This is a genomic window from Pseudomonas fluorescens, assembly GCF_000968015.1.
GTDB classification, from domain to species: Bacteria; Pseudomonadota; Gammaproteobacteria; order Pseudomonadales; family Pseudomonadaceae; genus Aquipseudomonas; species Aquipseudomonas fluorescens_W.
Window position 1 is genome coordinate 188,023 of sequence record NZ_LACH01000001.1, and the last position, 12,554, is coordinate 200,576.

10 protein-coding genes are annotated in these 12,554 nt (G+C 59.0%); all 10 read right to left on the reverse strand.

Annotated features, from left to right (window positions below):
* Positions 1–99 precede the first annotated feature (99 nt).
* The 10 genes from VD17_RS00865 to VD17_RS00910 all read right to left on the reverse strand — a co-directional run bounded on the left by VD17_RS00865 (position 100) and on the right by VD17_RS00910 (position 12,128).
* Positions 100–3,153 carry an efflux RND transporter permease subunit gene (locus VD17_RS00865; RefSeq protein ID WP_046052263.1) on the reverse strand — a complete coding sequence of 1,018 codons (3,054 nt, stop codon included), beginning with the start codon at positions 3,151–3,153 and terminating at the stop codon, positions 100–102.
* Complete coding sequence (locus tag VD17_RS00870; RefSeq protein WP_046052264.1) at positions 3,150–4,217, reverse strand: efflux RND transporter periplasmic adaptor subunit; 1,068 nt, start codon at positions 4,215–4,217, stop codon at positions 3,150–3,152. Before VD17_RS00870 ends, VD17_RS00865 begins: the two co-directional genes overlap by 4 nt.
* Positions 4,214–5,317, reverse strand: a complete 1,104-nt coding sequence (locus tag VD17_RS00875; RefSeq protein ID WP_046052265.1) for an efflux RND transporter periplasmic adaptor subunit — start codon at positions 5,315–5,317, stop codon at positions 4,214–4,216. Before VD17_RS00875 ends, VD17_RS00870 begins: the two co-directional genes overlap by 4 nt.
* 593 nt (positions 5,318–5,910) lie before the next feature.
* Complete coding sequence (locus VD17_RS00880) at positions 5,911–6,777, reverse strand: transporter substrate-binding domain-containing protein (protein WP_046052266.1); 867 nt, start codon at positions 6,775–6,777, stop codon at positions 5,911–5,913.
* The gene (locus VD17_RS00885; protein ID WP_046052267.1) at positions 6,774–7,556 is read right to left on the reverse strand and encodes an amino acid ABC transporter ATP-binding protein; all 783 of its coding nucleotides are present in this window, start codon (positions 7,554–7,556) and stop codon (positions 6,774–6,776) included. Before VD17_RS00885 ends, VD17_RS00880 begins: the two co-directional genes overlap by 4 nt.
* Positions 7,553–8,212 carry an amino acid ABC transporter permease gene (locus tag VD17_RS00890; RefSeq protein ID WP_033058534.1) on the reverse strand — a complete coding sequence of 220 codons (660 nt, stop codon included), beginning with the start codon at positions 8,210–8,212 and terminating at the stop codon, positions 7,553–7,555. Before VD17_RS00890 ends, VD17_RS00885 begins: the two co-directional genes overlap by 4 nt.
* Positions 8,193–8,858, reverse strand: coding sequence for an amino acid ABC transporter permease (locus VD17_RS00895; protein WP_046052268.1), 666 nt, complete (start codon positions 8,856–8,858; stop codon positions 8,193–8,195). Before VD17_RS00895 ends, VD17_RS00890 begins: the two co-directional genes overlap by 20 nt.
* 655 nt (positions 8,859–9,513) lie before the next feature.
* Positions 9,514–10,296, reverse strand: coding sequence for a MetQ/NlpA family ABC transporter substrate-binding protein (locus VD17_RS00900; RefSeq protein ID WP_046052269.1), 783 nt, complete (start codon positions 10,294–10,296; stop codon positions 9,514–9,516).
* Positions 10,297–10,560: 264 nt separating this feature from the next.
* Complete coding sequence (locus tag VD17_RS00905; protein WP_046052270.1) at positions 10,561–11,490, reverse strand: sigma 54-interacting transcriptional regulator; 930 nt, start codon at positions 11,488–11,490, stop codon at positions 10,561–10,563.
* Positions 11,491–11,546: 56 nt separating this feature from the next.
* Positions 11,547–12,128, reverse strand: a complete 582-nt coding sequence (locus VD17_RS00910) for an alpha/beta hydrolase (RefSeq protein WP_046052271.1) — start codon at positions 12,126–12,128, stop codon at positions 11,547–11,549.
* Positions 12,129–12,554 lie beyond the last annotated feature (426 nt).

Here is a 12,554-nt window from a genome sequence, read left to right on the forward strand (position 1 = left end):
GCCCGGAGCAAGCTCGCTCCCACAGAGAACCGCGTCCGTCTGGACAACTCAGTCAACTGTGGGAGCGAGCTTGCTCGCGATGAGCGCGTAGCGCTCGCCTTACTGCACCTCTTTCTTCGGCTCGCGGATTTTGTACCAGGCCACATAAAGCGCCGGCAAAAACAGCAACGTCAGCAACGTCGCAATAATAATCCCGCCAATCATCGCGTAGGCCATCGGCCCCCAGAACACTTCCCGGGCGATCGGGATCATCCCCAGGCTCGCCGCCGCAGCCGTCAGCAGAATCGGCCGGCGACGATGCTCCGTGGCTTGCACCACCGCATCCCACGGTGCATGACCGTCCTTCTCCAAGGCATCGATCTGCGTCACCAGAATCACCGAGTTGCGGATGATGATGCCGATCAGCGCCAGAATCCCCAGGATCGCCACAAAGCCCATCGGCGTGCCCGTCGGGATCAACGCTATCACCACGCCAATCAGCCCGAGTGGCGCGACGCTGGCCACCAGGAACAGCTTCTGCACGCTGTGCAGCTGGATCATCAGGAAGGTCGCCATCAAAAACAGCATCAACGGCACAACCTTGGCAATCGGCCCCTGGGCCTTGCCGCTTTCTTCGACGGTGCCGCCAGTGGCGACCTGGTAACCCACCGGCAAACTGGCGGCGAATTTGTCGATGTCGGGCTGGAGTTGTTTCACCAGATCGGTCGGCTGAATTTCGTCGCGCACCGCAGCCTTGATGGTGATGGTCGGTTTGCGGTCGCGGCGCCAGACCAGCGGTTGCTCAAGTTCATAGCGCACGGAGGCGAAAGCCAGCAGCGGAATCGAGGTGCCGCCCGGCGTGACGATCTGCAAATTCTGCAGGGTTTCCGGGGTGCCGCGTTCGGCGTCTTCCGCACGCCCCACCACGTCGATCAGGTAGATATCGTCATCGACCTGAGTCACTGGCGCACCGACCACGATGCTGTTCATCAGGTTGGCCACGTCTTCCGACGACAGTCCCAATTGCCGTGCCTTGTCCTGTGCGATGTCGATGCGCAGGACTTTGCCCGGTTCGTTCCAGTCGTAAATGATTTCGCCGATGTGAGTGTTTTTATCCAGTTCGGTGGCCAGGGCGATGGCGTGCTTGCGCACTTGATCGATGTCCTTGCCACTGACCCGGTACTGAATCGGCCGCCCTACCGGCGGGCCCATTTCCAGCGCCTGGACGTAGCTGCCGATGCCGACAAAATCTTTGCGCAACCTCTCACGCAAACGTTGACTCAGGGCCTCACGCGATTCCAGCCCCTTGCTGACGATCACCAGTTGCGCGTAGTACGGGTTCTGAAGTTGCTGGTCGAGGGGCAGGTAGAAACGGATCGCACCTTCGCCGATGTAGGTGCTCCAGCGCACGATGTCCGGGTCGCCCTTGAGCGTCGCCTCGAGCTTGTCCACCGCCTTGCGGGTTTCGGCGATCGAGGCGTTTTGCGGCAGGTTCAGGTCGACGAGAATTTCCGGGCGGTCCGAGGACGGGAAGAACTGGTTCTGCACGAACTGCATGGAAAACACCGACGCCACAAACAGTGCAACGGTGATGCCGATCGCCCACCAGCGATTGCGCATGGCCCAAAGCAAGCCGTAATTGAACGCCCGACCGATGCGCCCCGGTTCTGCATCGTGAGGTTTCACGTTGGCGCTGAGGATGTGCACGCCGATCACCGGGGCGAACAGCACCGCGACAACCCACGACACGATCATGGCCACCGCAATCACCGCGAACAGCGTGAAGGTGTACTCGCCGGCCGAGCTGGCGTTCAGGCCGATGGGCACGAAACCGGCCACCGTCACCAACGTACCGGTCAACATCGGGAACGCGGTCGAGGTGTAGGCGAACGTGGCCGCCTGCTCCTTGGTCTCGCCCATTTCCAGGCGCGTGACCATCATCTCGACGGTGATCATCGCGTCATCCACCAGCAGCCCGAGCGCAATGATCAGCGCACCGAGGGAAATCCGCTGCATGGTGATGCCGCTGTATTCCATGAAGACGAAGACCATCGCCAGCACCAGCGGAATCGAGCACGCCACCACCAGACCGGCGCGCACACCGAGGCTGATGAAGCTGACGATCAGCACGATCACCACCGCTTCGAACAGTGCGCTGGTAAAACCGCCGACGGCTTTTTCCACTACTTCAGCCTGATCGGAAACGTTGTGCACGCCGACGCCCACCGGCAGATCGGCGGTCAGGTCGGTCATGCGCTGGTGCAGCGCCTTGCCGAATGCCTGAATGTTGCCGCCCTTCTTCATCGCAATGGCGAGGCCGATGGCCGGATGGCCGTTAAAGCGGAACTCCGGTGTCGCTGGGTCAACGTAGCCACGACTGATTTCGGCGACGTCGGCCAAGCGGTAGAAACGGTCGTTGAGTCGCAGGTTGACGTTTTCCAGGTCCTTCTCAGAGGCAAACTGCCCCGTCGTACGCACGGAAATCCGCTCGGGACCGGCCTCGATCACCCCGGCCGGCGTCACCGCGTTTTGCGATTGCAGGCTCTGCACCACCTGGCGCTGATCGATGCCCAGCGCCGCCAGTTTGCGGGTGGAGAAGTTCAGGTAGAGGACTTCATCCTGCTCGCCGACCATCTCGACCTTGCCCAGCCCCGGCACTTCGCGGATCTCGGCGCGGACCTGCTCGACGTAATCGCGCAATTGGCGCATCGACAAACCGTCGGCGGTAAAGGCGTACACCGAACCGAACACATCGCCGAACTCATCGTTGAATCCCGGTCCTTGCAGGCCTTGGGGAAAGTCGCCGCGAATGTCGTTGATCTTCTTGCGCACCTGGTACCAGATTTCCGGAATGTCCTTGGCGCTGGTGGTATCACGCAAGTTAACGAAAACCGTCGACTCGCCGGGGCGGGTGTAGCTTTTCACGTAGTCGAGAGAGTCGAGTTCTTCGAGTTTTTTCTCGATCCGGTCAGTGACCTGCTTGAGGGTTTCCTCCTGGGTCGCGCCCGGCCAGCGGGTCTGGATCACCATGGTTTTGATGGTGAACGACGGGTCTTCCTCGCGGCCAAGGTTCAGGTACGAGAACACGCCCATCAGCAGCGCGACGAACATCAAATACCAGACAAACGACTGATGCTTGAGGGCCCATTCGGATAAGTTGAAACTCCCTTTCATTGCGGGCTGTCCTCATCGATTTTTACTTTTTGCCCCGGTTTCAGGCTATTCACGCCGGCACTGACCACTCGCTCGCCGGACTTCACGCCGTTGGCCAGGACCATCGTTGAATCCGTGCGGCTGATCAGGCTGACGTCTCGCGGGGAAACGGTTTGGGTCTGCGGGTCAATGACCCAGATCCGCGATTTGCCATCGACCTCCTGGAGCGCGGTCAGGGGCAGTTCGATACGCGGTTTGATCGTGGAGCTGAGGGTCACGCTGATCGCCGTGCCCAGGCGAAACCCCGGCGGCGTTTCGGCCAGTGTCAGGCGGGCGCGACGGGTACGGGTGGCGCTTTGGGCTTGAGGTTCGATTTCGCGAACGATGGCAGTGGTGGTGATGCTCGGCTCGAGCTGGACGGCCACCTGAAACACCACGTCTTCCGGCAATTGGTCGACCAGGGTGTCCGGCAGGTCGATCACCGCTTCCTTGATGTCCGGCTGCGCCAGGGTCACCACTTGCTGGCCGGCGCTGACGACTTGCCCGGCTTCAGCATTCCACGCGGTGACGATGGCTTTGTGGTCGGCGCGCAGTTCGACATAGTTGAGCTGGTCCTTGGCCTGATCGACCGCAGCCTTCGCTTGATCGAGAGAGGCCTGGGTGGTTTTGAGATCGGTTTGTGCGACGTCGAGTTGCGCCTGGGCACCCACGCCACGATCGAACAACTCTTGCTGGCGCCGGGCGTTGGCTTGGGCGTTGATGAGTTGCGCCTGGACGTTGGCCAGATCGCCCTGAGCGGAACGCAACTGGTTCTGTTGATCGGTGGGGTCGAGCGTGGCGAGCAACGCACCTTTATCAACTTCGGCACCGACATCAACGTTACGGCTGGCAATGCGCCCCGGCACCCGGAACCCAACATTGCTTTCATAACGGGCCTGGATGCTGCCGGCGAAGCGGCCCAGATTTTCTTCGTCCAGGGACTGGACCTTGATGGACAACACCGGGCGCACTGGCTCCGGCGGCGGTTCTTTTTTCGAGCAGGCCACCAGCATCACACCGGCACAAACCAGTAACAGACGCTTCATGGCTGGGCTCCCTCGGCTAAGTCCTTGTAGGTGTTTTCGGCGATTTCCACCTTCACGCCGGGGTGCAGCAACTGGCCGCCGGCGATGACGACTTTTTCGCCCCCCTTCAGACCGGCGCTGATGATCACTTTGCCGGTCAGGTAGCGACCGACAGTGACGGTGTGCAGCTGTGCCTTGCCTTCATCGTCCACCAGCCACACGGCCGGGTCGCTGAGATTTTTCGTCAGCGCCGACCAAGGCAGTTCGACCGCCGACTTGCCCGGCGTCTTGGCCGTGGCACTTACCACCGAACCGAGCTGCATGCCTTCCGGTAGTCCGTTGAGAGTGACTTTGACCTGCACCGTGCCAGTCTGCGCAGAGACGGCCGGGGTGATTTCCCGAACGGTGCCGGTGGTTTTGATCTCAGGTTTGTCGAGCAGGCTGACGACCACCGTTTTACCCTCCGGCGGCTCTGTCAGCAGCGATTCGTAGACGTTGAACACCGCATCGCGCTCACCGTCCCGGGCCAGGCTGAAAATCGGCACGGTGGCCTGCACCACCTGGCCGACCTCGGCCTGACGTGCGGTAATCACCCCCGGTGCGTCGGCGACCAACGCGGTGTAGTTCAGTTGTTCACGGGCGTTGGCCAATTGCGCCTGGGCCGCCGTCAGGGCGCTTTGGCTGCTGCGCAAGGCGGCTTGGGCGGAATCGTATTCGCTTTGGCTGGTGTAGCCCTTGGGCAGGAGTTTTTGCTGGCGAACAAACGCGGCGGCGGTCTGTTTGACTCGGGCCTGTTCGGCAACAACCTGCGCCTGAGCCGAGTCGACGCTGGTTTGCAGGTCCTTGGGATCGAGCTTGGCCAGCACTTGTTTAGCCGAAACCCGATCACCGACATCGACTGTACGCTGGATGATCTTGCCGGCAACGCGGAACGACAGGTCGGTCTGGACCCGCGCCTGAACATCACCGGTCAGGGTCACCGTCGCCGCGTAATCCGCAGGTTTTACCTCTTGCACGAATACCCGCGGACGGTCCTTTTCGACCGGTTTTTTATCGCCACAGGCGCTCAGCAGGACAAGGAGGCTCAGGCCAACCACTGTTTTCAATCCGGGACCCACCATGCAGACTCCTTTGCGTTGCACGTTCGTGCCAATGGCGATACGACTGTGAGCTTAGAACAGGGTTCCAAGGGTGCACCTCAGGGTTTGAAATAAAGCCTGGCGCACGATGACGTCGACAATAAAGCAGAATCGCGCACCCTGCAGCAGGAGGATCCGGAGTGCAATTGCATTGTGCTGGAGAGGAATCTGGGCCAAACCGGGGCAGCGGATACTGGATGAGCCGGCGTGGTATTGGCCGGACTAATCAGCGCCTGTTAAACCGAATCGCGAGCAGGCTCGCTCCCACAGTTGACCGAGTTGTCCCGGCGGACGCGGTCTAATGTGGGAGCGAGCCTGCTCGCGAAGGCGGCCGAGAGATCACTACGAAGATCAGGGAATCACCCCTGCCTCCCACAGCTGACCGAGTTGTCCCGGCGGACGCGGTCTAATGTGGGAGCGAGCCTGCTCGCGATGGCGGCCGAGAGATCACTACAAAGGTCAGATAATCACCCCTGCCTCCCACAGCTGACCGAGTTGTCCCGGCGGACGCGGTCTAATGTGGGAGCGAGCTTGCTCGCGATGGCGATCGGAAAGTCACTGCAAAGGTCAGGGAATCACCCCTGCCACTTCCCACCCTCGACAATCACGCTCTCAGGCTTGGTGTCATCGCTCAGTTCTTTACGCACATATTGGTCATACAGTTTGAGCAGAAACTTCTCTTCACCCAGTTTCGCCAACTCGACATTCACCCAATCACGCAGTTCGATATTGCCCTTCTTCACCGCCGGCGCAATCGGTGCTTCAGCGCCCAACGTCTGGGTCAGCACGCGGTAGCCAGGGTTCTGTTTCGCCCAGCTGAACAGCACCAGATTGTCCTGCGCATACGCATCGCCGCGCCCATTGGCCAACGCTTGCAGAGATTCGGAGTTTTTCTCGAACTTCAGCAGTTTCCAGTCAGGGTGGTTCTTGGTCAGCCAGATATCGGCCGTAGTGCCAGTGGTGACAATGGTGGTGCGGGTCGCCAGGTCATCAAGGTTTTTCACCGAACTGGCCTGCGGCACCAACGCCTGCACCGCCACCTTGAGGTTCGGATTGGTGAATTCCACCGCTTCCTTACGTTCCGGGGTAACGGTCATGTTGGCCAGAATCAAATCGACCTTGTCGCTTTGCAGGAACGGAATCCGGCTGGCCGGTTCTACCGCGACGAACTCGACCTTGTTCTCATCGCCCAGCAGATCTTTGGCGAATTGACGGCCTATGTCGGTATCGAAACCGACATAACGCCCGGCTTCATTGACGAAACCAAACGGCGGTTTATCGGTGAAGACACCGACGATCAACTTGTCCCGGGCTTTGATTTTTTCCAGATAACTGGCACTGGTGGCCGCCGGTTTGGTGGGTTCTTCGGTTTTGTTGCAACCGGCCAGCAACGCGAGGCCGAGCAGCGGGAGTAGCAGCAGAGACGACTTGGCAGTTTTCATAGCAGTTCCAGTTCCTTTGTTTGAGTCGTTTTGGGTAGTGCGGCGACGTAGGAGAACTTCTCCAGGAACTGCTGCGCTCGTGCGGTTTGCGGGTTCGTAAAGAACATCTCGGGAGGGTTTTGCTCAAGGATTCGCCCGGCATCCATGAACACAATGCGGTCAGCCACGGCGCGGGCGAAGGCCATTTCGTGGGTGACGATCAACAGGGTCATGCCCTCGCGGGCCAGGCCCTGAATGACTTCCAACACTTCCTTGACCATTTCCGGGTCGAGGGCGGCGGTGACTTCATCGAACAACATGACTTTCGGGTTCATGCACAGCGAACGGACGATGGCGATGCGTTGCTGCTGGCCACCCGAGAGCTGACGCGGGAAGGCATCGCGCTTGTCCGAAAGGCCCACGCGCTCAAGCAACGCTTCGGCCTGGGCACAGGCCTCGCGGCGGTCGCGCTTCTGCACTTTGAGCGGGCCGAGCAGCAGGTTGTCGAGCACGCTCATGTGCGGGAACAGGTGGTAACTCTGGAATACCATGCCGATCTGCTGCCGCACTTCGCGCCAGTCGGTGCCCTTGTCCAGCAACTCGCGACCGGCAAAATTCAAGCTGCCGCTGTGGGCCACTTCAAGACCGTTGAGGCAGCGCAGCAAGGTGCTTTTGCCGCAGCCGCTGGGGCCGAGGATGACGATCACTTCGCCTGACTTCACTTGCAGGTCGATGCCGTTAAGCACCTGCTGCTCGCCGAAAAACTTGTTGAAACCCTTGAACTCGATCAATGCGCTCATGCTTGCGTCCAGCGCCGCTCCAGCACGCGCGAGGCGGCCGAGAGCGGGTAGCAGATGAAAAAGAAAAACAGGAACAGTGCGCCGTAGATCAGTACCGATTCGTAAGTGCGTTCGATGATCTGCTGACCGACCTTTATCACGTCGACCACGCCGATCAGCACCGCCAGCGAGCTGGTTTTGATGATCCGCGTGTAGACATTGATGGTCGGCGGTGTCATGCGCTTCAGCGCTTGTGGCAGCAGCACGTAACCGTAGAGTTGCGGGCCGTCCAGGCCAATCGACAACCCCGCCTCACGCTGCCCGCGCGGCAATGAATGCAACGCGCCGCGCACCACTTCCCCGACTTCGCTGGCGCCCCACAGCGACAACACCAGCACTGCGCACCAGAAGCTCGGAATGCTCAGGCCGAAGAAAATCGGCAGACCGAAGAACAGCAAATACAGCCATACCAGCACCGGAATTGCGCGGAACAACTCCAGATAAACGCGCAGGATTGCGTTCAGCCATGTCGAATTCAGCGTGCGCAGCACACCGTAAAGCACGCCGCCAACGGTGCTGATGGCGATGCTCAGAAAAGAGATCGATAAGGTTTGCGCAGCGCCCTTGCCCAATTGCGGCAACGACACCCAGAGCAATTCAAGACCCGAACTGGCCATGCTGGAGCCTCCTTTCCAGACGGCTGAGCAGCAGCGACAGCGGTAAGAACAGCAGCACGCAAATCAGCGTCAGCACGGCGAGCATTTCGTAGGTTTTGTAATAGAGCGCGATGTAGCTTTTGGTGGTGTAGAGAATCTCCGGCACCGCCACCGCCGAGACCACGGTGGTTTCCTTGAGCAGGAAAATGAAATTGGCAAACAGCGACGGCAGGCTGAGGATGCCGGCTTGCGGCAGGATCACGTAGCGCAGCAATTGCCCGTGGGACAGGCCGATGGAGCGCCCGGACTCGAGCTGCGCCTGAGGCACCGCGTCGACGCCGGCACGCAGCACTTCGGTGAGGTAGGCGCCGCCGAGGAAGGTCATGGTGATGATCGCCGCCGCAAAGCCCGAGACCTTGATGCCCAGCGCTGGCAAGGCGAAGTAGACTAAGAACAGTTGAATCAACAGCGGGGTGTTGCGCGCAAGTTCCACATACAGCCCGACCAGACGCTGCAAGTAAGGCGTGCGGAATACCAGAATCGTCGCGTTGATCAGCGCCACCAGCAACGACGTGCCGATAGCGATAAAGCCGACCTGCAGCGTCACGCCCACGGCTTTAAGAAACGCCGGCAAGGTGCTGAGGATAAATGCGTAATCGAAGTTCATTGAACATCCTGGACGCCGCAGGGTAAGCGACGGTGGTGCAGTCCATGGGCAGTGGATAACTACCCGGCAGACACCGACTTTAAAGATATAAAAAGAAGAATTTAAATACCGTTAAAGCATATTGATATCACGCAAAAAACTATCTTCCGAGTTTGCTGTGGCAGCGGAAGACGACTATTTTTCTTTGCGCTGTAGGACGGATCTTTTTTTCAAATTACCCCTCCAAGGACGAACCGATTTTGGCCAGACTCCCCCGGCCGAACCATCACAAGGAAGAGAAAATGGCTGACGTAAAAGTGCCACAGCGGCTGGATCCGCAGGACATCGTGAAGTTGTTGATGGCGTTGCGCAGGGCGTTGAATACGCGGGGGTAGTTAGAACCTGCCCTCACCCTCACCCTCTCCCAAGGGGCGAGGGGACTGACCGATGTGTTTGTTCGAAATTCTGCGACCTGCAAGTTCAAGTCGAACTCAGGACTTGAAAGGCATGAAGATCTGCTCCCTTTCCCCCTCTCCCCCGTGGGGAGAGGGCTGGGGTGAGGGGTGGTTCTATAGCCGAACTCACATTCCAATTAATTCCCAACACCCAATAAAAAAACGCCGACGCTTTTACCAGCCGTCGGCGTTTGAAACCTTGAAGGGGTTTACCTCGCGAATCAGAACGCCGGCAGTACCGCGCCGCTGTACTTCTTGGCGATGAATGCTTTCACTTCAGGACTGGTCAAGGCCTTGGCCAGTTTCTGGATGGCAACGCTGTCCTTGTTGTCCGGACGAGCCACCAGGAAGTTCACGTAAGGCGAATCTGCACCTTCGATCACCAGCGCGTCTTTAGCCGGGTTCAGACCGGCTTCCAGCGCGTAGTTGGTGTTGATCATGTCCAGGTCGACCTGGTCCAGAACACGCGGCAACATGGCCGATTCCAGTTCCTTGAACTTGAAGTTGTGCGGGTTCTTGGCGATGTCTTTCGGGGTGGCCAGAGCGTTTTTCGGGTCTTTCAACTCGATCAGGCCAGCCTTCTGCAGCAGGATCAGGGCACGACCGCTGTTGCTGCCTTCGTTCGGGATAGCGATGGTTGCGCCGTCTTTCAGCTCAGCCAGGGTTTTGACTTTCTTCGAGTAGCCGCCGAACGGTTCGACGTGCACGCCGATCACCGTCACAAGGTTAGTGCCTTTGCCTTCATTGAAGCTCTTCAGGTACGGCAGGGTCTGGAAGTAGTTGGCGTCCAGACGCTTCTGGTCAACTTGCACGTTCGGCTGAACGTAGTCGGTGAAGACTTTGATTTCCAGATCCACGCCTTCTTTGGCGAGGGTTGGTTTGATCAGTTCCAGAATCTCGGCGTGTGGAACCGGGGTCGCCGCAACCACCAGTTTCTCGCCAGCCTGAGCCAGGCCCGCGGTCAGGGCAGCCGCCAATGCGGTGAACAACAGAACCTTTTTCATGCAGTGTCCTTATCGAAAATCACGGTCGTCATCGACGACGGCTTGTTTAGTACGAGTGCCAGTGAAGTGCTATCGCTGGCGTGACGCGGACAATACCGGGATTTTTTATTCCCGAACAATATCTTTTATTCACTTTCATATTCCATTTTGTTCATACAGCACCACGAACAATGTAGGAGCTGCCGCAGGCTACGATCTTTTGATCTTGGCGAATGCTCAAGCCACCGAAGATCAAGATCAAAAGATCGCAGGCTGCGCCAGCTCCTACAAAATCGCAGCGTCCTTGAGCAGTTGTTTCAAGGCTACTTTTTCGACGGCAGAACCGCTGGTGAGAACCTGCTTCAGTTGCCGTTCGATCTGCACCAGTGAGCTGGGCGCCTCGGGCAGGTTCAAATGCTCCGGCAAAATCTCATCGCCGGTGCTGACCAACAACGCAAAGTGAATGACGTTTTCCAGCTCCCGGGTGTTGCCCGGCCAACTGTGTTGCTCTAACAAATGCTGCGCGGCTTCGCTGATCAGCGGCACCGGCAGGTCCAGGCGTTGGCTATAGATACCGAGGAAATATTCGGACAGCGACAGAATATCGCCCACCCGTTCACGCAAGGCCGGCAGTTCCAGCTGGCCTTCGCTGAGGTAGTGGTAGAGCCGCTCATTGAATTTTCCGGCGGCCACCGCTTGGGCCAGGTCGATACTGGTAGCGGCGACCAGGCGCACGTCCACCGGGCTTGGTTGGTGAGCGCCGACACGAGTGACTTCGTGGTTTTCCAGCGCCGCGAGCAATTTGATCTGGATCGGCAGCGGCAAGTCGCCGATCTCATCCAGGTAGAGCGTCCCGCCGTTGGCAGAACCGAACCAACCCGCGCGACTGCTGGCCGAACCGCTGTAACTGCCGGCGGCGTAACCGAACAATTCAGCATCGGCGTAGGTCGGACTGATCGCGCCGCAGTTGACCGAGACGAACAACCCGCCGCGATCACTCGCACGATGGATGTGCCGCGCGAGCAACTCCTTGCCGCTGCCGGTTTCGCCACGGATCAACACCGAGATCGAGCGCGGCGCCAATAGCTCCAGCTCCTGGCGTAACTGACGGGAACGCGGATCGACAAACACCAGCGCCTTGGCGCGAATGCTGAGGGGGCTTTTTTCTGCGTCGGGAAAGGTCAGCAGCGGCTGGCCGAAGGTTTCAAAACTCATGGCAGACTCCCGCCCAAAGCCGCCGGCAGACGGGGGGCGTTTAACAAGAAAAAGGTTCAAGCACGTCGCAGGGCGTGGTGTTCCATTCGGTTTTGCAGGCGATAGAGATAGGCAAAACCCTGCTCCCAGCGTTGGTGACCGGACTTCACGTTGATGTGTCCGGCACCCGACAAAATCCCCGCCTCAGCGCCCCAGTGACGAGCCAGTTCCAATGCACGCGGTGTGCTCACGGCACTGTCGTTGTCGGAGCTGACAACCTGGCTCGGGAACGGCAGCAGGTTTGTCGGAATCGGGGCGAAATTGCGCAGGGCCGGTGCGCAGGCCGCACGCTCGACGTCTGCCGGGGCGACCAGCAAGGCGCCGCGAACCTGACGTAAAAACTGCACGGGCGCGGTGGCAGCCCAATGCGCGACAGTGATGCAACCCAGGCTATGGGCGATCAGGATCACCGGCGTGTTGTCGGCGGCAATCGCCTCGGCCAGTGCAGCGACCCAGTCTTCACGACGCGGCGTCAGCCAGTCGGCCTGCTCCACCCGCGCGCTATTCGGCAGGCTGTTCTGCCAATGGCTTTGCCAATGATCTTCTGGCGATCCTTGCCAGCCCGGCACAATCAGATAGCGAATTGATTCGTTGCGCATGGGGGGAACTCTCCTGCTGCGTGTCTGTTCCTGAGCAAGTATAGGGAGGAGAGTTATATTCGTTAAGGAATAAGAAGCTATTTATTAAGATCTATATCGAATATGAAAATATCCTGCGGGAGTACGCCTGTGTGGCGAGGGGATTTATCCCCGTTCGGCTGCGAAGCAGTCGTGCGCGGTGTGTCTGGTAAACCGCGGTTGTCCATTTCGGGGCCGCTTCGCAGCCCAACGGGGATAAATCCCCTCGCCACACAGGCTCCCACAAAGGGATTTGTGTTTTGCCTGAGGCATAAAAAAGGGACCGCACCCTGCCAAGGAGACGGCCCCGGAAACTCAAAACTGTTAGCGCGATGATTGACTGAAACGGTTATCCAATAAAGAAATATTTAATTACTTTATTAGGCCGAAATCGCATATATCGATCAC